Genomic DNA, 21,541 nt, shown 5'->3' on the forward strand with positions numbered 1-21,541 from the left:
GATCAATAAAAGATGCTGCGCGAATCGGCCGAATGCAACAAATCGCGGTGACACCCGCCCCCGCGGGGGCGTCTCCCCGGGCCGCCCGGAGAGCCCCGGCCGGTCGAGGACCGGGCCGCCGACGGGGCCGGGCGGGCGGCGCACGCACGCCGAGCGCGTTGACAGGCCGTTCGGCCGCCCCCTATAATTCGTGCTTTGGCCGCCCGGCCGGCCCCACCCTGTCGTCGGGCCGACGGATCGAGGCGGCCTCCGCGGCGCGTCCCACGCATCGCACAGTCAGCCAGGAGAGCGAACGAATGGCGGTTCGAGTCGGGATCAATGGGTTCGGGCGGATCGGTCGTCTGGTGTTCCGCGTCATGGCGGCCCAGCCGCAAGCCTTCGAGATCGTCGCGATCAACGACCTTTCGGACGCCAAGCACCTGGCCCTGCTCCTGAAGTATGACAGCGTCCACGGCCGCTTCGACGGCACCGTCGAGGTGGGCGAAGGCGGCCTGGTCGTCAACGGCCGGCCGATCAAGATCACCCAGGAGCGGGACCCGGCCAACCTCCCGTGGAAGGCGCTGAACTGCCAGGTCGCCCTGGAGTCGACCGGGTTCTTCACCAACAAGGCGTCGCTCCAGAAGCACATCGACGCCGGCGCCGAGCGGGTGATCCTGAGCGCCCCGGCCAAGGATAAGCTGGACGCCACGATCGTGCTGGGCGTCAACGACGAGACGCTCAAGTCGTCCGACCGCATCATCTCCAACGCCTCGTGCACCACCAACTGCCTGGCCCCCCTGGCCAAGGTGCTGCACGAGCAGTTCGGGATCGAGAAGGGGCTGATGACGACCTGCCACGCCTACACCAACGACCAGCGCGTGGCCGACCAGATCCACTCGGACCCGTACCGGGCCCGCGCCGCGGCGATCAACATCATCCCGTCGTCGACCGGGGCGGCCAAGGCGGTCGGCGAGGTCATCCCCGACCTCAACGGCAAGCTCACCGGCTACGCCCTCCGCGTCCCCGTGCCCGACGGGAGCATCGTCGACCTGACGTCGATCCTGAAGCGCGACGTCACCAAGGACGAGATCAACGCCGCCGTCAAGGCCGCCGCCGACGGACCGCTCAAGGGCATCCTGGAATACGCCACCGACCCGCTGGTCTCCAGCGACATCATCGGCAACCCGCACTCCAGCATCTTCATGGCCGACTGGACCACCGTCATCGGCGGCAACATGGTCAAGACGATCTCCTGGTACGACAACGAGTGGGGCTACTCCTGCCGCACCGCCGAGCTGATCAGCAAGGTCGCCGTGCTGGGCTGAGACTGGCCGAGGGATTCGCGACGGGGGGGCCGGGCCGATCGGCGGCGGCCCCCCGGTCGCATGGTTCGAACGACGCTTAGCTAAAGGGTTCTCTCCTTGCCCAAGCAGACGATTCGCGACCTGGACCTGGACGGCAAGAGGGTGCTGGTCCGGGTGGACTTCAACGTCCCCCAGACCAAAGAGGGGGCGGTCTCCGACGATCGCCGGATCCGCGCCGCGCTGCCGACCCTGAAGTACGCCCTGGATCACGGCGCCTCGCTGGTCTTGGTCAGCCACCTGGGCCGGCCCACCGGCGACCCCGCCCAGGACGCCCCGTTCCGGCTCGACCGCGTCGCCGAACGCCTCGGCGAGCTGCTCGGCAAGCCGGTGAAGAAGGTCAACGACACCGTCGGCCCCGAGGCCCAGGCCGCCGCCAAGGCCCTGAAGCCGGGCGACGTGCTGGTGGTCGAGAACGTCCGGTTCAACAAGGGCGAGAAGAAGGGCGACCCCGCCTTCGCCAAGGAACTGGCCGGCCTGGCCGACCTCTACGTCAACGACGCGTTCGGCACCTGCCACCGCGACGAGGCGTCCATGGTCGCCGTGCCCGAGCAGTTCCCCGAGTCGGGACGCGGGATCGGCTTCCTGGTCGAGAAGGAATTGCAGATCCTCGACCAGCTGCTGGGCCAGCCCAAGGAGCCGATGATCGCGGTCATGGGCGGGGCCAAGGTGTCCGACAAGATCGGCGTGATCGAGAACCTCCTGCCCAAGATCCAGAACCTGCTGGTCGGCGGGGCGATGACCTACACCTTCCTCAAGGCCCAGGGCCATGCCACCGGCAAGAGCCGCGTGGAGGCCGACAAGCTCGACGAGGCGAAGAAGCTCCTCGACCTGGCCGGGTCGAAGCTGGTGCTGCCGCTCGACCACCTGGTCACCGAGTCGCTGGACCCGACCTCGCCCACCCAGGTCGTCGAGGGTTCCGACATCCCCGACGGCTGGATCGGCATCGACATCGGCCCGAAGACGATCGCCGCCTACGGCAAGATGATCCGCGAGGCCGGCACGGTGATCTGGAACGGGCCGATGGGCAAGTTCGAGGACGAGCCGTTCCGCAAGGGGACCGTGGGCGTGGCCGAGGCCTTCGCGGCCTCCCCGGCCGTGACCGTGGTCGGCGGCGGCGAGACCGCCGAGGCCGTCGAGCAGTTCGGCTTCGCCGACAAGGTCTCGCACGTCTCCACCGGCGGCGGCGCCTTCCTGGAGTGCCTGGAAGGGAAATCGTTCAACTCCCTCCGCGTGATTCCCGATCGTTAAGGGGAACGGGGCCGACGCCGGATGTCCGGCCGGCCCCGCCTTCCGCCTCGACTCCACCCCTCGCAACCCGAAAGCGAATCGACGGATGGGAGACGACCCGAAGTCTCCGGCGCCCCGCCAATCCCGGCTTGCCGCCTGGGATGCGTTGCCCCGGCCGTTCGTGACGCCCTCGATGCTCAGCTGCGATTTCTCGCGGCCGGGCGAGGAGCTTGACGCCCTCCGCGACGCGGGGGTCGCGGCGGTCCACCTCGACGTGATGGACGGCCACTTCGTCCCCAACCTCACCTTCGGGGCGCCGGTCATCGCCGACTGGCGGAAGCGGACCGACTTCACGTTCGACGTCCACCTGATGATGACCGACCCCGGACGCTACCTCGACGACTTCGTCAAGGCCGGCTCCGACATCATCATCGTCCAGATCGAGGCGGTGCCCGAGCCCTCGGAGTTGCTCCGCCGGATCCGCGAGGCGGGCTGCCGGGCATCGCTGGCCCTGAACCCCCCGACCCCGCTCTCGGCCATCGAGCCGTTCCTGGACGAGCTCGATGCCGTCCTGGTCATGAGCGTGATGCCGGGCTTCGGCGGCCAGAAGTTCGACCCGAGCGTGCTGGGGAAGGTTCGCGCCCTCCGGGCCGCCCGGCCCGACCTGTGGATCTCGATCGACGGCGGGATCAAGCCGGACACGGCGGTCGAGGCCGTGGCGGCCGGGGTCTCGCAGATGGTCGCCGGGTCGGGCGTGTTCCGCAGTGATGGCAACTACGCGGCGGCCCTGGCCGAGTTGGCCGAGGGGATCCGCCTCGGGAGCGAGCGAGGCCGAGCCCCGAGCCCCCCGGCCGGGCCGCGGTCACACGAATGACCCAGGTCGTCCTGATCCGCCCCGGCGCCACGGTTTACGACGAGCAGAATCGGGTCCAGGGCGTCCTCGACGTCCCCCTGAGCGATCGCGGCTGGGCCGAGGTCGCCCGTCTCGCCGAGATGCTCGCCGAGCCGCTGGCCGGCATCGACCTCGCCGCCCTGTATTGCGGGCCGAGCGAGAACGCCGTCCGCACCGCCGAGGCGATCGGCCGGGCCCTGGGCCTGCGCCCCCGCCGCGTCGAGGAGCTGCGCAACCTTGACCAGGGGCTCTGGCAGGGGCTGCAGGTCGAGGAGATCAAGCGGCGGCACCTCCGGGTCTTCCGCCAGTGGATCGACGACCCCTGCACGGTCTGCCCGCCCCATGGCGAGCCGGTCGACGGGGCCCGCGAGCGGGTCCGCTCGGCGCTCAAGCCCCTGATCAAGCGGCACCGCGACGAGGCGATCGGCCTGGTCGCCTGCGAGCCGATCGCCCAGTTCATCGCCTGCGACCTCCGCCGCAATCCCCGGGTCCAGCTCGCCGAACACGTCCCCACCGGGCAGTACGAGCGAATCGAGGTCGGCCCCGAATGGGGACGCAACGGCGATGGCGGCTGAACACCCTGTCCATATTGGTTGACCGTTCGGAACGAAGGTAGGACGCCGCATGCGGGACGTCGGCGAAGGAGCAACCTCGACCATGGCCGTGAAACGCGGAGGCACCCCGAACGCCTGGCACGGGCATTTCGAGCCCAAACGGGTCCCCGAAGGCGTCTGGATGAAGTGCGACGGCTGCGGCACGACGCTGTTCCGCAAGCAGGTGGTCGAGAATCAGAACGTCTGCCCGGAGTGCGACCACCACTTCCAGATCACCGTGGTCGAGCGGATCAAGCAGGTCCTGGACGCCGACACCTTCGAGGAGTGGTTCGCCGACCTCCGGCCGGGCGACCCCCTGGGCTTCAACGACCGCCGGCCCTATCCCGACCGGGTCAAGGCCGAGCAAGAGCGCACCGGGCTGAATGAGGCGGCCGTGGTCGGCCAGGGGTTCATCAAGGGGATCCGGGTCGTCTTCTGCGGCACCGACAGCGGCTTCATCATGGGGAGCATGGGCTCGGTGGTCGGCGAGAAGCTGACCCGGGCCATCGAGGAGGCGACCCGCCAGAAGCTCCCCCTGATCATCATCTCCGGCTCCGGCGGCGGCGCCCGGATGCACGAGGGGATTTTCTCGCTGATGCAGATGGCCAAGGTGTCGGCCGCGCTGGCCCGGCACGCCGAATCCGGCGGGCTCCACATCAGCGTGATGACCCACCCGACCATGGGCGGCGTGGCCGCCAGCTTCGCGTCCCTGGGCGACATCATCCTGGCCGAGCCCAGGGCCCTGATCGGCTTCGCCGGCCCCAAGGTCATCGCCCAGACGGTGCGGGTCCAGCTGCCCGACGGGTTCCAGACCAGCGAGTTCCTGCTCAAGCACGGGTTCCTGGACCGGATCGTCCACCGCCACGACCTGCGCGGGCTGCTCGCCCAGCTGATCGACTACGTCGCGTCCTGATGCGGACGGGGGATGACGCCGGCCCCGCGAGGCCGGCACACCCCGATCACGGCGACGCGATCACCAGATCGCCGTTGCGCTCCTCCCACCCTTTCCAGAGGGCCGCGGCCTCCGGGTGGTGGGACCGGAGCCACCGGGTCGCCTCGTCGAGCTTGGCGATCCGGGCGTCCCCATCGGACCGGGCCGCGGCATCCAGCAGGGCGGCGAGCCCGCGGGTCGGGGTGTCGGCCTTCGCCGCTTCGGCCAGGGCCTTCGCCGCCGGGGCATCGCCGGCCCCCATGACCGCGCGGGTGTAGGTCGCCCACAGGGCGATCGCCGGATCGGTATGCTCCCGGAGCTGGTCGAGCGGCTCCCAGGCGATCCGATACCCCTCGCCCGCCCCGTAGGCCATCGGCCGGGCCATCAGCAGGCGGAGCCAGTCGGGCCATCCCTCGCTCTTGGCGACCATGAGCGCGTAGGCCCGGGGATCGGTGCGGATCGCCTCGCTGGTCAGCCCCTCGGCAATCACGTAGCGGGCCAGCGTGGGCAGATCCTTGTGGAGGGCCAGGTCGGACCGGATCCGATCGTTCATGCTCGGGTCGTGGGCCAGGCTCCACGCCGCGAGGGTCCGCTCGGCCTCGGGCCGATTGGGATCGCTCAGGACGTAGATCGCCACCCACAGGCCCCTGGTCGTGTAGAGGCCATAGGCGAACCCGGCGACCAGCAGGAGCGAGATCACCAGCCCGGCGATCCCCAGGTAGTACAACCCGCCGTACTTCTGCGCCATCGTCTTGCGGGGCGGGTCGGGCGTGATGATCGGCAGCGAAGGGAAGGACTTCGGAGGCTCGACGATCGGCAGCTTCGGGAAATCGGGCATCGCGCAAGCTCTCCCAGTTCGGGACGGATCCTCCCTACAAATTACCCGATATCCGCGCGCCAGGTCATCCCCGACGGGCGCCGATCCTGGGCAACATCGGGCGATCGATGCTTGCGAGACTCAATCTCATTTGGTTAGACTCCTCAAATCATGGTCAGGACTGCACCCCCACGATCCTCCCGAACACGACCGACCCCGCCACCATTCCTCGCGATCATCATCCAAGGACCTCCGACCATGGGCCGAGCCCCCGAGAAGCCGTCGCGTCGCGGTTTCACCCTGATCGAGTTGCTGGTCGTCATCGCGATCATCGCGGTGCTGATCGCCCTGCTGCTGCCCGCCGTGCAGGCGGCACGCGAGGCCGCCCGCCGATCGCAGTGCACCAACAACCTGAAGCAGATCGGCATCGCCATGCATAACTATGCCGATGCCATGGGAGGGTTCCCGCCGACGGCGTTCGCGGTGACCCGGTCCGGGGGCATGGAGCAGTTCGGCGGCTGGGCCCTCCAGATCCTGGGCTACATGGAGCAGCGGAACGCCTACAACGCTTACAACTTTGACTTCGGGTTCCACTTGCCCCTGAACCAGACGGCGGTCCGCACCGTCATCTCGTCGTACATCTGCCCGTCGTCCCCCCGCCCGCCCGACCCGGTCTTCGGGGTCGTCAAGTTCTCGGGCACCAGCGGCACCCCGGACATGAACCTGGCGGCGGCCCGGGCCGACTACTTCACCGCGAGGTCGTTCGCCTCCCCATGGCTCCCGACGGCGGTCGAGAGCCCCGGCGCCCTGACCGCCGCCGCCCACACGCCGTTCCGCGACATCACCGACGGCCTGTCCAACACGATGCTGACCTACGAGTGCGCGGGGAAGCCCGACTACTACGTCCGGGGCCGCTACATCCACGGCTTCCCCACGCCGACATCGACCCAGTCCGCCGACCGGTGGTGGAGCCACGGCGCCTGGGCTGGCTTCCTGAACATGCGGATCATCAGCTTCTACGGCGGGCAGGACGAGCCGGACGGCCCCTGCGTGATCAACTGCCACAACGGCTGGAACGGCGTTTATTCGTTCCACCCCGGCGGGGTCAACATGCTGGCCTGCGACGGCTCGGTGCGGTTCGTCAAGGAGTCGACGTCCAAGTCGGTCATCCGGTCGTTCGTGTCGCGGGCCGGCGGCGAAGTCCTCAGCGCCGACGCGCTCTGATGCGGGGGTTGGCCGTGCTTCGCTCCCATCTAGTCGGGCTGATGACCCTCCTCCTCGTCGCTGGCTGCGGCGGAGGGGGGCCGGCCGTCCCGCTGCATCCCGCCTCCGGCACGGTCGAGGTCGATGGCAAGCCCGCCGCCGGGGTCATGGTCCGGCTCCACCCGGCCGACGCCCTCGACGACATCGACCGGCCCCAGCCGTTCGCCACGACGGGCGAGGATGGGTCCTTCCGGCTGGGGACGTTCGAGAAGGAAGACGGGGCGCCGGCGGGCTCGTACAAGGTCACCCTGTTCCTGCCCGACCGGCCGCTCGCCGGCCCCGGGACGCCGATCGACCTGCTGGGCGACCGCTACACCCACCCGGCGCGGTCCGGCCTCGACGCGACGATCGTTGAAGGCCCGAATCAGATCCCGCCGTTCCAGGTCCTGAAGGTTCCCAGGCCCCGCCGGGCGCCTCAGCCGCCGAGTTCCAACGGCATCGATTGAGATCCCGCCCAGCCCGACCGGGGACCGCGTCGCGATGAAGCTGCTCGGCATCAAGTCGACCTACAAGATCCACGCCTGGACCGGCCTGATCGGCGGGCTGCTGCTGCTGATCGTCACGGCCAGCGGCTCGGTGGCGGTGTTCAAGGGGGAGATCGACCGCTGGGCCAATCCGGGCCTGCTGACGGTCACGCCTTCGGGCCCGCGACTCCCCTGGGACCGCGTCCTGGAGTCGCTCCGCAAAGCCTGCCCCGACGCGCGGGTGCTGTCGCTCACCCTCCCGAGGTCGCCCGACCAGGCGGCCGGCTTCGACCTGAGGCGCAAGGCCCCGGCGCCCCCCCAGGTCTTCGTCGATCCGTACACGGGCGAGATGCTCGGCGGGCGCCGGCCCCGGGGGACGCTCGCCGACTACGTCCGCCAGTTCCACGTCCGGCTCCTGATCGAGGGGTGGGGTCGGATCTTCGTCGGCGTCCTGGGCCTGGCGCTGCTGGCGTCCACCGTGACAGGCTTCATCATCTATGCCCCGATGAACAAGAAGTCCTGGATCCCCCGCGTCCGCCGCGGCCGGGGCACGCGGTTCCTCCTGGCCGACCTCCACAAGGTGGTGGGGATGGCCGCCCTGGCCTTCAACTTGGTGTTCGCGGCCACCGGGGCGGTGCTCGGCCTGGAAGTCCTTTACGTGCGGATCTATCCGCCGGCCCGCGTCAACTCGAACCCCAACGCCAACACCAACACCAACGCGGCCCGGGCGGACGCGGGCAAGTCGGCGGGCGTCTCGATCGATGATGGGCTCCGGGCGGCCGAGCAGAGCCTGCCGGGGACCACGGCGTTGCGGGTCGTCTTGCAGCCCCGCGACCGCCTCCGGGTCTACCTGGAGCACCCGATCACGGACCTCATCAAGGAGGGCGTCAGCTTCGCCGTCTACGACGGCCCGAGCCGCAGGATCGTCGAGGTCCACGACGGCACGAAGGCCGGGTTCTGGGCGCGGGCGTATTACGCCTGCGAGCCGCTCCACTTCGGCCAGTTCGGCGGTCTCCTGGTCAAAGTCATCTATGGCCTGGCCGGGCTGACGGCCGGCTTCCTGTCGGTGACCGGCTACGTCATCTATGCCATTCGCCGGCGAGGCCGGAGCCGATCGGCCAGACCCGACCGGGATCGCCGCCTCGCGGTGACGGCGGGTTGATCGGTCGACCCACCCCCACCCACGCCGAGGAACCGGCCATGAGCCCGACGCCCGCTCGCATCACCGGGATGATCTTCGCGCTGGCCTTGCTCCTGGCCGGATCGACCGGAATGGCCGGAGATCCGCCGGGCCGGGCCCAACTGGTGGACTACCTGGCCGCGCACCATCAGGCCCCCGAAGCCTACATCATCGGCCAGTTCCGCGACCATGACCTCGTCTTCCTCGGCGAGGCGCACGTCCTCAAGGAATCGCTCGATTTCGTCCAGGGGCTGATCCCGCACCTGTACCGGGCCGGGATCACCCACCTCGGATACGAGTTCGCCCACCACGCCGACCAGGCCGACATCGATCGTTTGATCACGGCGGACGCCTACGACGAGGCCCTGGCCCGCCGTATCCTCCTCCGCTTCAACCCCCTCTGGGGTTATCGCGAGTACGTGGACGTGTTCAAGGCAGCCTGGCAGGTCAACCACGACCGCGCGGCCGGCGCGCCCGCTTTCCGGGTGGTGGCCCTGAATTCCGACTTCGACTGGAGCCGGCTGCCGCCCGGCATGGACCCCGATTCCACGGAGGCCAAGAACCTGATCTTCGGCGGAGGCCGCCACTACCACGACGTGGTCAACGAGAAGTGGGCCGACGTCATCGCCCGCGAGTTCATCACCCCGGGCAAGAAGGCGCTGATCCATTGCGGCTGGGGCCATTCCTCGACGAAGTTCCAGCGCGACCGGAGTCCCAATCTCGCCCACTTCCGCAGCGCGGGGAACCTGGTCTACAACGTGATCGGCGACCGGGCCGTGGAGATCCTGCTCCACCAGCCCCCGGGCTATGCGAAGGATCACGGCCCGTTCCTCGACGCGATCCATGAGGCCGTCTCCGCCCTGCCGCCCGACCTCCAACGCGGCGGCTTCGACACCCGGGGCACGCCGTTCGGCGACCTGCCCGCCTCCTCCAGGGGATATTACCGGGGCAAGGCCGCGGGTTTCTCGATGGCCGACGTCCACGACGGCTACGTCTACCTGGGGCCGCCGGACCGCTTCACGCCGGTCGGCGTCATCGCGGATTTCGTCACCCCGGACAACCTCGACGACGCCAACCGGCAGTTGCGGGTCGAGAAGGGGAAGGCCTACACCCCCGACGAGATCAACGCCATGATCCCGGGCACGCTGAAACGCCGGTTCGATTCCCAGATGCGCCGCTGACGCGACGACGCTCAGTCGAACAGGTCCGCCACCGCGCAGGAGAAGCCGGGGAGGATCTCCGGCGATTCGAGCCTGTCGCCCGCGGCGATGGCCCAGGCCCGCCCATCGGGCAGATGCGCGATGACCTCGCGGGATCGGGGATAGACCACCCAAACCAGGCGTGTCCCGGCCGCGAGGAAATCGCGGACTTTCGCCCGGACGTCCTCGGCGGTCTCGGAGGGGGAAACGACCTCGACGGCGAGGTCGGGGGCGATCTCCCAGAAGCCTTCGGGGATCCCCCGGGCCGGGATGCGATCGGCACGCACGTAGGAGACGTCCGGGCCCCGGACGGTGTCCGGGTCGCGGGCCAGGATGTATCCCGCCTCGACCCCGACGTAGCCCGCCCCTCCTGGCTTCGCCCAGATCCGCAGCAGGGTCGCCAGCGCGACCGCGATGGCCCCGTGAAGCCCGCCCGGCGGCATCGTTTCCCGGACCTCCCCACCGATCAACTCGCGGCGCAGGCCGGTGTCCGGCAGGTGCCACAGGTCGTCGGCGGATAAAAGCTTCGTCGTCGCGGTGCTCATGAATGCCTCCTCGGCCTGGCCCCGATCATACCCTCGGGCCGGTCGGCCGGACAGATTGCCCGGGGCAGGGGATGCGCGACGGCGGATTCGGGTAGGATGGTGGGCCAACGGGCCGCGAGGCCCGCGACCCATCGCCCAGGCCCGCCGGATCGATCCCGAAGATGAAGCTCAAGCGCCAGCCCGAGGACTTTCGCGTCGAGGAACTGCCCCTGGTGTCCGCCGGGGATCGCGGGCGGTTCGGCTTCTATCGCCTGAGCAAGCGCGGGATCGGCACGCTAGAGGCGATCGAGGCGATCCGGAGGCGGTGGAACCTGTCGGGCCGGCAGATCGACTACGGCGGGCTCAAGGACAAGCACGCGGTCACGATCCAGTACCTGACCATCTTCGAAGGGCCCGACCAGGGCCTGCGGGAAACCTCGTTCGACCTGGAGCCTCTGGGGCGGCTGACGCACCCGTACGGCCCGAATGGGTTCCGGGGGAATCGGTTCACGGTGGTCCTCCGCGACCTGTCGGCCGAGGCCGTCGCGAAGGCCCGGGCGGCGGTCGCGCAGTTGCCCACCGACGGACTGCCCAACTACTTCGACGACCAGCGGTTCGGCTCGGTCGGCTTCGATGGCGGGTTCATCGGCCACGCCTGGCTGATCGGCGACCACGAGAAGGCGCTCCGGCTGGCGATCGCCGAGCCCAACGCCTCGGACCGGCCCGACGCGAAGGAGGAGAAGGCGATCCTCCGCGAGACCTGGGGCAACTGGGCCGAGGCCAAGGGCCGGCTCCCCCGGTCGCACGCGCGGAGCCTGGTGACCTACCTGGTGGACCACCCCACCGACTTCCGGGGCGCGTTCGCCCGGCTCCGCCGCGAGCTGCGGTCGCTCTACTTCTCGGCCTTCCAGAGCCACCTCTGGAACCGCCAGCTCGCCCGCCTGATCGAGCGCGAGACCCGCCCCGAGCAAAGGGCGATGATCGACTTCAAGGTCGGCCCGATGCCGATCCATCGCGGACTCGAACCCGCCCAGGCGGCCCTCCTGTCCGCCACCTCGCTGCCGCTCCCGGCCTCGCGAACCCCCTTGCCGCCCGAGGGCCCGGCCCGCGACGTGGCGATCGAGGTCGCCGGGGAGTTCGGCCTGGCCTGGGAAGACCTCCGGGTCAAGCACCTCAAGGACGTGTTCTTCTCCAAGGGCACCCGTCCCGCCCTGTTCTTCGCCAGCAATTTCGCCAGCGACGTCACCGCCGACGAACTCTACCCCGGCCGCCAGAAGCTGTCCCTGAGTTTCGAGTTGCCCAAGGGGGCCTACGCCACCCTGGTCGTCAAGCGAGTGACCGACGCGGCGTGACGGACCGACCACGATCAACGATCAACCATGTAGGCTGGGTCAAGACCCAGCTTCATTCCGCGTCGCGGAACTCATCCCCGAACCAGGCGTCGTCGCCTCCCCAGGTACTCGGATACTCGCCGAGACGGATGTAGCGATGGAACGATGACCAGGGCCAATCGATCACGCGGCCGACCAGGCCATGCTTCACGGGATTGATGTGGATGTAGTCGACGCACCGCTTCAGGTCCAACTCGTCCCGACAGGTGTGCTCGTAGAACCGACGTTGCCAGACCCCGCGTTCGTGCTTCCGGCTTCGACTCGGACTGACCCAGCCCGCGTCGCACTCCGACTCAAGCCAGAGCCGCGTGAATCGGGCCTTGATCAGACGCCACCTCGTCGAATAATCCGTGTCGCGCTCCGGCAACTCCCAGACGGTGTGGAGGTGGTCAGCCAGGAGGACGATGGCGATGATCTGAAAGGGATGATCGGCCCGCACGGCCTGGAATGCGGCGCGGAGTGCCGCTCGTCCGAGATCGGTCGTGAGGATCGCCCGCCGATCCTGGGTCACGACCGTGAAGAAGAAGACTCGACCGAACCTTGATCGAAGGTAACGACGCATGGATCGATGCCCATTGGGTGCTGGGTCCAGACCCAGCCTACGATACTGAACCATTCAGGGTTTGATCCAACGCCGACCGCTGGCGATCGCCGAGCCGGCCGGGGAAGATGGGAGGGCCGGGGAGCGACGACCACGCGGAGAACGCATCGACCATGATTCGCCGATTGTTCCTGATCGCAGGGGCCGTGATCTTCGGGATGGAAGGCCCGACGATGGGGGCGGACGTCCCCAGCCCGGAGGCGCACCTGGGGTATCGGCCGGGGGCCGACTTCCACCTGGCGCCTTGGCCGGCCGTGGCCGACTATTTCCGCAAGGTCGACGCCGCGTCCGACCGCGTGGCGGTGCGCGAGCTGGGGAAGACGACCGAGGGGCGGCCGTACCTGGTCGCCGCCGTCTCCAGCGAGGCGACGATCCGCGACCTGGATCGGTATCAGAAGTTCCAGAAGATGCTGGCCGACCCGGCCTCGGCCGAGCCGGGCGCGGGGGACGCCGACGCGATCAAGGCCAGCAAGCCGGTCGTGCTGATCACCTGCTCGATCCATTCGAGCGAGACGGCGTCGACCCTGACGGCGATGGAACTGCTCCACGAGCTGGCCTCCAAGGATGACCCGGCGACCCGGGAGATCCTGGAGAACGCCATCCTCCTGCTGGTCCCCTCGGCCAACCCCGACGGCGTGGACAAGGTGGCCTCCTGGTACGAGCGGACCAAGGGGAAGCCCTGGGAAGGGGAGGGGATGCCCTGGCTCTACCACGCCTATGCCGGGCACGACACCAACCGCGACTGGTTCATGCTCAACCTCCAGGAGACGCGGCTCCTGACCAATCTGCTCTACAAGGAGTGGTTCCCGACGCTGGCCTATGACGTCCACCAGATGGGCGGCAAGGGGGCCCGCATGTTCGTCCCGCCGTTCTTCGACCCGGTCAACCCGAACCTCGACCCCCGGGTCAGCCAGGGGATCTTCCTGATCGGATCGCACATGGCGGCCGACCTCGCGATCGCGGGCAAGAAGGGGGTATTGACCAATGCCATGTATGACAACTGGTGGAACGGCGGCAACCGGACCACGCCCCAGAGGCACAACATCGTCGCCGTGCTGACCGAGTCCGCCAGCGTCAAGATGGCCACGCCGGTGTTCCTGGAGAAGGACCAGCTGCGGGGCGCGACGCGCGGGTTCAGCAGCCACGACCCCGCCGTGAACTTCATCGACCCCTGGCCGGGCGGCTGGTGGCGGCTGCGCGACATCGTGGATTATCAGCTGATCTGCGCCCGGTCGATCCTGACCCTGGCGGGCCGCTATCGCGAGCAGTTCCAGGCCAATTACATCGACATGGGCCGGGCCTCGATCCGCAAGGGGCGCGACGAGCCGCCCTATGCCTGGGTCGTCCCGGCCGACCAGCACGACCCGGGGACGGCCGCGAAGATGGTTGAGATCCTCCTCGCCTCCGGGATCAAGGTCCGGCGGGCCCCGGCGGACTTCGCCGTCGATGGGGCCTCGTACCCGGCCGGGAGTTGGGTCATGCCGGCCGACCAGCCCTACCGGGCCCAGCTCAAGGACCTGATGGAGCGCCAGGTTTATCCCAACCGGCTCGGGCCCGACGGCAAGGCCGAGCCGCCCTACGACGTGGCCGGCTGGACGCTGCCGCTCCAGATGGGCGTGAAGGCGGTGGCCCTCGGCGGCAAGGTCGAGGGCCTGGACCGGTTCGAGGCGGTCGATCGGGCCGAGCCCCCGGCCGGCTCGATCTCCGGGGCGAAGCCCGCCGAATTCTACTCGATCCGCAACCAGTCCAACGATGACTTCCGGGTGGTCAACGCCCTGCTCGACTCCGGGGTCGAGATCCGGGCCCTGGCCTCGACCGGCCGGTCGGGCAGCGACGAGTTGCCGGCCGGCACCCTGGTCTTCGACGCCGGGGAGAAGGCCGATGCGGCCCTGGAAAAGGCCCTGCCCAAGGCCTCGACCCGGGTGGTGGGCCGCAAGGGTTTCGCCCGCGGCTCGAAGCCGGATCGGGCGATCCGCAAGGCGAGGCTGGCCCTGTACCAGCCCTGGGTGCCGAGCATGGACGAGGGCTGGACCCGGCTGACCCTGGAGCGATTCGACTTCGCCTACACGACGGTCCACGACGCCGACCTGCGGGCGGGCAAGCTCCGCGACCGGTTCGACACGATCCTCCTCCCGTCGACCTCGGCCAAGACGATCCGATCCGGCTACGACCCCGACCAGACCGAGCCGGCCTATGTCGGCGGCCTGGGGGCGGAAGGCTCCGCGGCGCTCCGGGCGTTCGTCCAGGACGGGGGGACGCTGGCCTGCCTGGAAAACTCGTGCGCCTACGCGATCGAGGAGTTCGGCCTGCCCGTGACCAACGTCCTCAAGGGGCTGTCGTCCTCCGCGTTCTACGCGCCCGGGTCGATCCTCCGCTGCGAGGTGGACGACGAGTCGCAGCCGATCGTCCAGGGCATGCCCGGCGAGTTCTCCGCCTACTTCGACCACTCGCTGGCCTTCGACCTGACCGACAAGTCCCGGGGGACCGTCCTGGCCCGCTACGCCCGGGCGAACCCGCTCGAGAGCGGCTGGTTGCTCGGCCCCGAGAAGCTCCAGGGCAAGGCGGCGCTGGTTTCGATGCCCGTGGGGCAGGGCCGGGTCGTCCTGTTCGGCTTCCCCCCGCAGCATCGCGGCCAGCCCCACGGGACGTTCCGCCTGCTGTTCAACGCCCTGTACCTGGCCGACGCGCCGCCCAAATCCTGAGGCGACGGGTCAGGACACTCGGATCTGTGCGAATCTTGACCCGGCGCGGGTTTTGCTTAAAACACACCCGATGTCACGTCCGGATACGCCGCCACGACCAGGAGCCGCACCATGTCTTACGCCACCTCCGACCCGGCCGTCGCCCCGCACGAGCACGGCGAAGGCGAGATCACCAAGGCGATCGAGCGCTACACCAGCCAGGTCCCCTCGGGCACCTACCTGAGCCTGGCCATGGGCTCGCTCGGCCTTTCGCTGGGCCTGCGCCTGCTCGGCCAGAAGCACGCGGCCAACTTCGTCGGCCAGTGGGTCCCGACGATCCTGATCCTCGGGCTGTACAACAAGCTCGTGAAGATCGAAGGCTCCGAGTAATCTCGGGCCCGCCATGAGCGAGACAAAAAACGAGCCGGGGCGGACCAGATGGTCCGCCCCGGCTCGTTGCATTTTCGTCGCGATCGGGCCCGGGTCGGCTCAGCGACGGCCTGGGGTGGTCGGATTCCGCGAGGTGTCGAGCATCTCCATCGCGTCGAACGGGTCGCGGGTGTTGTCGTTCTCGTAGGCCTTGAGCAGGTCCAGGAACGGCGTGTCCTTGGGCAGCTCGACCTGCGACTGCTGGCAGGCCCGGGCATACCGCTTCACGATCAACCCGGTATCCTTCTTGTTCAGGTCGTCATTGCGGTAGTTCGGGTGCCGGTCGAGCAGCTCTTTCCAGAGGTCGAGCCCTTCCTTGAACTTGGCGACGGCCACCGGGAAGTCGGCCGCCTTGTAGGCCTTGGTGCCCTCGTAGAACAGGCGGCGGGCGGCCGTCCCGTTCGGCTCCATCTCGGCCTTGCAGCGGTCCGTCCAGTAGGGATAGTTCATCTGGTCGGCCCAGCGGTTGGTCCAGTACCGCTGGTTCGGGGTCAGCTTGGCGAGCCGCTCGGGATGGATCTCGTCGTCGATGAAGACGTCCTCCCGGGTCGGCACGCCGTCGACCATGACCTCGTTGAAGGTCTTGTAATTGTACCTGCCGAACTTGACCCACTCGTTCAGGGCCCGCTGCCACTCGTTCTGGGCGCGGGGGCCGAAGGTGGCCTCGATCCCCTTGATGCTCTCCTTCTCCAGGCCGGCGGCGTAGCGGGTCTGGGCGTGGGCGGGCATCGACCGGAACGCGAGGTCGCCGGTGCGCCCCTTGCGCTGGGTGGGGGCGTCGACGTAGTCGACGTTGGCCTCGAAGTTGGAGGCCTGGCGTTCCCCCTCGCCGCTGTCGACCAGGTTGACCGAGCGGATGAACCAGTCGCGGCCGAGCTGGAAGTTGTCGTTGTAGATGTTCTTGGCTTCCAGCGGGCTCCGCTTGAAGCCCTCGTCGGTGTCGTCGCGGAACAGGCGTCGGAGGATGATCGCCTCGTCGGCGAAGCCGATCTTGTGATAGTAGTACCAGGCGGTGTCCCAGATCAGGTCCGGGGACTTCTGGTTCTTCTTCACGCCGTCCTCGACGAATTGGATCCCGCGCTTGATCCACTCGTACTTGTCTTCGGGGGCGTCCCACTCGACCGAGACGTTGTAGGTCAGGTTCCAGCTCTGGAAGGTCCAGATCGCCAGGAAGTGGGGCTGGAGCTTGGTGATCATGTCCACCGTGACCTTCAGCCGGTCCCACTCCTGGACCTTCTGGAACTCGATGGCCCGCGTCCAGAGGACGTTGGCCGCCATGCCCCGGAAGCCGCCCAGCAGGAACAGCTTCAGGACGAAGCTGCCGGTGTCGACCTCGCCGATGGTCGCCTCGCCGAGGTCCTTCTCGGTCGCCTCCTTCTTGAGGTAGACCTTGTACTGATACATGCCGCCGAACAGGAGGAGGATGCCGACGGCGTAGACGATCTTGCGTTGCAGGTTCGTGAGGTAACTCATGCCGCCACCTCTCGGTTCTTGAGGATGAAGTATCCGGCGATGGAGAACGGGATCGCGTAGGCCAGGGCGACCTGGGTGTTCTGGAGGATCAGCGGCCAGCCGACCGCGTACCCCTCGGCCACGGTGTTGCTGACGTCCAGCGCCGCCAGGTTGGGGATCAGGTAGACCATCCGGGCCATGACCGGCATGACCAGCGAGTCGAGCGTCTTGCAGACGATCACCGCCGGGGTGGCCGCCATCTCGTTGACCTGGTTGTCGTGCGAGATCAGGCGGATCAACGACTCGAATGGCCCGCCGCCGATGACCGACTGGAGGAAAAAGTCGCGGAGGATCGAGAACGCGGCGTGCCCGGCGACGAAGAAGGCGATCGTCATCAGCAGCGCCACCGGCCAGCTGAGGAACGTCCCGGCGAACACGCCGATGGCCGTCAGCACCATCGCCTGGAGCCAGATGCCGAACAGGCCCCGCATGAAGTTCTGGCCGAAGTTGCCCGAGTCGGCCAGGATGTAGAAGTCGCTCTCGGCCATGCCCAGGTACTGGGTCGGGCTGACGCAGCGGACCTTGCAGGTGAGCGAGCCCAGCGACCCGACCAGGTACGACGACGGGAGGAGCAGGCTGTTGGTGTAGTACTCCCGGATCGGGATGATCTCGCCGAACGGGGGCTGATTGGTCCGGGGGTTGGTCACCTCCAGCTCGGCGAACACCGGCTCGCCGACCCGGCCCTTGGTGGTCCGGTAGATCGTGAAGGTCATCTCCAGCCGGATCGGCGCCGAGTGGAGCGCGGCGAGGTCGCGCCGGGCCTGGTCGGCCTCATCCTTCTTGCCCGCCTTGTCGGCGGCGGCGGCCTTGGCTTCGAACTCGGCCGACCGGGCCTGGAGCGCCTGCGACTCCTTGCGGAGCGCGTCGACCTGGGCCTGGAGCTTGGTCGATTCCGAGGCGAAGCGGGCCGAATCGGCGGCGGAGACCCCGGGCTGGGCGGCCTCGCGCCTCATGGCCTCCAGGCCATATTCGAGGACCGATGCCTGGTTCTCGATCGCCTCGATCGTCCCGGGCTGGAGCAGCGATTCGACCGGGATGCGGCGGTCGAGCATGATCTTGGGGTCGAGCGGGTCGGGGACCACGCCATACTGCCAGATCGCGGTGGCCGGCGTGGCCCCCTCGACGTGGCTGCGGTACTCCAGCTCCTGGCCGACGTCGATCCCCTTGATCTGGGGCGTCCCCTTGGAGTCGATGAAGGTGAGCGAGCCCTTGACCGGCACCCGCGCCGACATCCGCGCCTTGAGCTGCTCGGCCTGGTCGAGCAGGAACCGGGCCCGTTCCGGGTCGGTCTTCTGGACGGCGATCGCCTGGTCCTGGATCGAGCGGATCGTGCCGTTGACGTTGCGATACAGGTAGATCAGCGAGATGGCGCCGAAGACGAGCACCAGGGCCGTCACGATGGTCATGTAGCCGAGGATCCGGCCCCAGATCAGCTCGATGCGGCGGACCGGCTTGGAGACGATCGTGTAGATCGTCTGCATCTGGATGTCCTGCGGCAGGCTCAGCGGCGCCAGCACCGTGACCATGACCGTCAGCAGGAGCATGCACAGCAGCGACAGGGTGCCGACGAACAGCCGCCCCATCTCCGCCGGTCGCTGCTGGCTGATCGGCAGGAACCAGTGGGCGAACGCCAGGATCACGGCGAACGTGACGATCACCACATAGGGCGCCCACATCCTCCGCATCGATTCGAGGATGCTGTGCTTGGCGATCGCGTACAGGCGGCGGAACCGGATGGCGAACAGCTCGGGCGCCAGGGTCCAGAGGACCTTCATCAGGACGACGAAGCCCATGTAGGTCGCGCCCAGGCGGCCGCCCTCGCGGAGGATCGCCGAGAACGGCACCGGGCCCAGCGTGTCCAGGCCCTTCTCACGCGCGACGGACGAGGCCAGCAGGCAGTAGGCCACGCCGAGGCCGAGGCCGATGGCCAGGTGCATGCCCGCCAGGACCAGGACGTCGGACCGGGTGCCGATCTTGCGGATCGACGTCCAGAGGGCCCGCTCGGTCCAGACCAGGATCACCAGCCCGCAGAGCAGGCTGATCGCGGTGGTCAGGGGCACCCCTCCCATGAGGATCGGCGTCTTGAACCCCCGGGTCGACTCCAGCACGTTGAGCACCAGCGGCAGGATGCTGGCGACCAGGGCCACCAGGGCCGCGATGTCGAGCCAGTCGCCCCGCGTCTTCTCGCGCTGGCGGAACGCCGAGGCGACCCACGACAGCAGCCAGGCGATCAGGGCGAAGATGCTGACCACCTTGGCCCAGGTGAGCAGGCTCCCCAGCAGGCCGAGCTTCGACAGGCCCGGCTCGCCCAGCAGGTACAACCATTGCAGGGACGGGACGAACCGGGGCGAGATCCCCGGCATCGGGGTCTGCGCCCAGATGAGATCAGGCAGGCACGGGAACATCGGATGAGGGCTCCTCGAACGCCGGCGCGGGCCACGATCGCCGTACCGGGAGGGCGGATAGGATCGATCGAAAATGATGGGGATGAGGCGGCATCGGCAGGGCGGTATTCCGACGGACCGAGGGCGGGACGTCGAGGTCGGCCCGGAGCGTGATCGACCGTCGACGTCGGCCGCGGATCAGGGCTTGGTGGCGCCGGGGGTGCCGGCGAATTCGGGCTCGACCAGCTTGTCGCCGACGCGGCGACGGCCGGGATGGAGGTCGCTCTCGCGGACGATCCGGAGGAACAGCTCTTCCAGGGTCGTGGTCGGGTGATCCACGGCGACCAGCTCCCCCTTGTGGCGGGCGATCACCTCGCGGATCTCGGCCAGGGCCGCCTCGGACAGGTCGCGGGTCTTGATCTGGGTCACGTCCTGGACGCTGAGCAGGTCGGAGACGGCGCCCATCTCCTTCAGCTCGCCGCGGTGGAGGATCGCGATCCGGTCGCAGATGTCCTGCATGTCCGCCAGCAGGTGGCCGGACAGCACGACCGTCTTGCCCTGGGCCTTGAGGTCGCGGATCAGCTCCTTGATCTCGGCCGTGCCGATCGGGTCCAGGCCCGAGGTCGGCTCGTCGAGCAGGATCAGCTCGGGGTTGTTGATCAGCGCCTGGGCCAGGCCGATGCGGCGCTGCATGCCCTTGGAATATTCGCGGAGCTGGCGATGCTTGGCGGCGTTCAGGCCGACCATGTCGATCAGGCGGCCGACCCGCTTGGTCCGCTCCGCCTTGGAGATCTTGAACAGGCGGCCGTAGAAGTGGAGGGTTTCCTCGGCGTTGAGGAATTTATACAGGTACGACTCTTCGGGCAGGTAGCCGATCCGCTCGTTCTTGGCGACGTTGGTGGTCGGCTCGCCGAAGATGAAGGCATCCCCCTCGGTGGGGAACAGCAGGCCGAGCAGCAGCTTGATCGTCGTGGTCTTGCCCGAGCCGTTGGGCCCGAGCACCCCGAAGATCTCGCCGCGATGGACCTTGAGGTCGAGCGCCTTGAGGGCCTGGACCTTGGGCCGGCCCCAGAAGTCGCGGTAGACCTTGGTGAGGTTCCGAGTCTCGATGATGACTTCGCGGCTCATCTGGAATGCGCCTTGTGTCGTCGTGGTAGGAGGGGAGTCGGCGCGACAAGCTCCAACTCAAGATCGCGAACGAGACGAATCGACGATGCCCCGCCTCGGGCCGGCGCGGCCCCCGGATGCCGGGATGATGGAAAGAAGAAGACGAGGCGAAAAACCGCGAAGATTCCGGCCGAGGCCGGAGGGATGCACCGGGAATGCGGGCATTCGCATGCTACGACCGCGAACATCCGAAGGTTCGAAACCGTTTCATCGGTCAGGCGGATCATCGTCGTCCCGGGGAGGTGGCCGAAACCCCCACCCCGTCCCGCAAGGCGACCATCGTAGCTATCAACGGGCAACCTTGGCAAGCAGGGCAAGCGACTTTCCGCCCCCCGGCGTGGCCTCCGAGCGGCCCGCGAGAGGGGGGGTCGCCCCGGCCGCATCGGCGGGGCCGGGGCGAAGCTTGCGGCATCAGCCCGGGCTCACGGGCGCAGGCCGGTCGTGCCGGGATTGACCGGGGTCGCCTCGACCCGGCCGTTGAACGCGGGCACCTGGGTCCGCATGGTGTTGTTGAGCGTCTCCTGGTAGGGCTGGTAGGGGGTCGCCGCCGACACCATCGGGGGGCCGCTGGCCGGGTGCGGGCCGCCGCATCCCGTGTAGGGGATGAAGCGCTGGCCCCGCGTCAGGTAGGGGTTGTAATAGGAAGGCAGGAACATCTGCGTGGGCGGCTGGGCGAAATAGCGGGGGAAGTAGTAATCCGGGTTGCGCCCGCTGGCGATCGGCAGGGCGGTCCCGTAATCCACCCAGCCGTAGCCGTCCGGGTTGCCGTTGGCGAAGCCCCAACCGAGCCCGGGGCCCGGCGGGAGGGTGTTCTCGGGGTACGTCGAGCGGAACAGGCCGCCCCCGGTGGAACTGATTGCGATCATCAGGGCGATTGAACCGAGCGCGGATGCCATCGGTGAGGGCCTCGCTCCGGGGAATGTCGACAGTCGAACGTCCGTCC

General features: G+C 68.5%; 19 protein-coding genes. 12 read left to right on the forward strand and 7 right to left on the reverse strand.

Features of this window, described 5'->3' with window-relative positions; genetic code table 11:
- Positions 1–296 precede the first annotated feature (296 nt).
- From gap to accD, 5 genes are all read left to right on the forward strand, one after another.
- Positions 297–1,304, forward strand: coding sequence for a type I glyceraldehyde-3-phosphate dehydrogenase (gene gap, locus TA3x_RS18220; RefSeq protein WP_435016084.1), 1,008 nt, complete (start codon positions 297–299; stop codon positions 1,302–1,304).
- 96 nt (positions 1,305–1,400) lie between these two features.
- Positions 1,401–2,591, forward strand: a complete 1,191-nt coding sequence (locus TA3x_RS18225) for a phosphoglycerate kinase (RefSeq protein WP_435016085.1) — start codon at positions 1,401–1,403, stop codon at positions 2,589–2,591.
- An 85-nt stretch (positions 2,592–2,676) separates the two neighbouring features.
- Positions 2,677–3,444, forward strand: coding sequence for a ribulose-phosphate 3-epimerase (gene rpe / locus TA3x_RS18230; RefSeq protein WP_435016086.1), 768 nt, complete (start codon positions 2,677–2,679; stop codon positions 3,442–3,444).
- Positions 3,441–4,037: a histidine phosphatase family protein gene (locus TA3x_RS18235; RefSeq protein ID WP_435016087.1), complete on the forward strand. Its 597-nt coding sequence runs from the start codon at positions 3,441–3,443 to the stop codon at positions 4,035–4,037. The genes rpe and TA3x_RS18235 overlap by 4 nt, the downstream gene beginning before the upstream one ends.
- A gap of 82 nt (positions 4,038–4,119) precedes the next feature.
- The gene (gene accD / locus TA3x_RS18240) at positions 4,120–4,968 is read left to right on the forward strand and encodes an acetyl-CoA carboxylase, carboxyltransferase subunit beta (protein WP_435016088.1); all 849 of its coding nucleotides are present in this window, start codon (positions 4,120–4,122) and stop codon (positions 4,966–4,968) included.
- Positions 4,969–5,014: 46 nt separating this feature from the next.
- Here the strand turns inward: accD and TA3x_RS18245 are convergent, their stop codons facing one another.
- Positions 5,015–5,824, reverse strand: a complete 810-nt coding sequence (locus TA3x_RS18245; RefSeq protein WP_435016089.1) for a hypothetical protein — start codon at positions 5,822–5,824, stop codon at positions 5,015–5,017.
- A gap of 237 nt (positions 5,825–6,061) precedes the next feature.
- Between TA3x_RS18245 and TA3x_RS18250 the strand changes: the two genes are divergently transcribed.
- From TA3x_RS18250 to TA3x_RS18265, 4 genes are read left to right on the forward strand one after another with little or no spacing between them, the layout of a single operon-like run.
- Positions 6,062–7,027, forward strand: a complete 966-nt coding sequence (locus tag TA3x_RS18250; RefSeq protein ID WP_435016090.1) for a DUF1559 domain-containing protein — start codon at positions 6,062–6,064, stop codon at positions 7,025–7,027.
- Positions 7,028–7,041: 14 nt separating this feature from the next.
- A complete protein-coding gene (locus TA3x_RS18255; RefSeq protein WP_435016091.1) occupies positions 7,042–7,512 on the forward strand; it encodes a hypothetical protein in 471 nt (156 codons plus the stop codon).
- Between the two features lie 34 nt (positions 7,513–7,546).
- Positions 7,547–8,692: a PepSY-associated TM helix domain-containing protein gene (locus TA3x_RS18260; protein ID WP_435016092.1), complete on the forward strand. Its 1,146-nt coding sequence runs from the start codon at positions 7,547–7,549 to the stop codon at positions 8,690–8,692.
- Positions 8,693–8,730: 38 nt separating this feature from the next.
- Complete coding sequence (locus TA3x_RS18265) at positions 8,731–9,891, forward strand: hypothetical protein (RefSeq protein WP_435016093.1); 1,161 nt, start codon at positions 8,731–8,733, stop codon at positions 9,889–9,891.
- 11 nt (positions 9,892–9,902) lie between these two features.
- Here the strand turns inward: TA3x_RS18265 and TA3x_RS18270 are convergent, their stop codons facing one another.
- Positions 9,903–10,454: a Uma2 family endonuclease gene (locus TA3x_RS18270; protein ID WP_435016094.1), complete on the reverse strand. Its 552-nt coding sequence runs from the start codon at positions 10,452–10,454 to the stop codon at positions 9,903–9,905.
- 161 nt (positions 10,455–10,615) lie between these two features.
- Between TA3x_RS18270 and truD the strand changes: the two genes are divergently transcribed.
- On the forward strand, positions 10,616–11,785 hold the full coding sequence (truD, locus tag TA3x_RS18275; protein ID WP_435016095.1) for a tRNA pseudouridine(13) synthase TruD: 1,170 nt from the start codon (positions 10,616–10,618) through the stop codon (positions 11,783–11,785).
- 52 nt (positions 11,786–11,837) lie between these two features.
- Here the strand turns inward: truD and TA3x_RS18280 are convergent, their stop codons facing one another.
- The gene (locus TA3x_RS18280; protein ID WP_435016096.1) at positions 11,838–12,386 is read right to left on the reverse strand and encodes an REP-associated tyrosine transposase; all 549 of its coding nucleotides are present in this window, start codon (positions 12,384–12,386) and stop codon (positions 11,838–11,840) included.
- A 152-nt stretch (positions 12,387–12,538) separates the two neighbouring features.
- On the opposite strand from TA3x_RS18280, the gene TA3x_RS18285 reads away from it, so the two are divergent.
- On the forward strand, positions 12,539–15,127 hold the full coding sequence (locus tag TA3x_RS18285) for a M14 family zinc carboxypeptidase (protein ID WP_435016097.1): 2,589 nt from the start codon (positions 12,539–12,541) through the stop codon (positions 15,125–15,127).
- Between the two features lie 111 nt (positions 15,128–15,238).
- A complete protein-coding gene (locus TA3x_RS18290; protein WP_435016098.1) occupies positions 15,239–15,496 on the forward strand; it encodes a hypothetical protein in 258 nt (85 codons plus the stop codon).
- Positions 15,497–15,595: 99 nt separating this feature from the next.
- Here the strand turns inward: TA3x_RS18290 and TA3x_RS18295 are convergent, their stop codons facing one another.
- The 4 genes from TA3x_RS18295 to TA3x_RS18310 all read right to left on the reverse strand — a co-directional run bounded on the left by TA3x_RS18295 (position 15,596) and on the right by TA3x_RS18310 (position 21,494).
- Positions 15,596–17,008 carry a hypothetical protein gene (locus TA3x_RS18295; RefSeq protein WP_435016099.1) on the reverse strand — a complete coding sequence of 471 codons (1,413 nt, stop codon included), beginning with the start codon at positions 17,006–17,008 and terminating at the stop codon, positions 15,596–15,598.
- Positions 17,005–19,452: a hypothetical protein gene (locus TA3x_RS18300; protein ID WP_435016100.1), complete on the reverse strand. Its 2,448-nt coding sequence runs from the start codon at positions 19,450–19,452 to the stop codon at positions 17,005–17,007. Before TA3x_RS18300 ends, TA3x_RS18295 begins: the two co-directional genes overlap by 4 nt.
- A gap of 177 nt (positions 19,453–19,629) precedes the next feature.
- Positions 19,630–20,559 carry an ABC transporter ATP-binding protein gene (locus TA3x_RS18305; protein WP_435016101.1) on the reverse strand — a complete coding sequence of 310 codons (930 nt, stop codon included), beginning with the start codon at positions 20,557–20,559 and terminating at the stop codon, positions 19,630–19,632.
- Between the two features lie 461 nt (positions 20,560–21,020).
- Positions 21,021–21,494: a hypothetical protein gene (locus TA3x_RS18310; protein WP_435016102.1), complete on the reverse strand. Its 474-nt coding sequence runs from the start codon at positions 21,492–21,494 to the stop codon at positions 21,021–21,023.
- Between the last annotated feature and the right edge of the window lie 47 nt (positions 21,495–21,541).

Source organism: Tundrisphaera macrotermitis (genome assembly GCF_051175315.1).
In the GTDB taxonomy this organism is placed as follows: Bacteria; Planctomycetota; Planctomycetia; order Isosphaerales; family Isosphaeraceae; genus Tundrisphaera.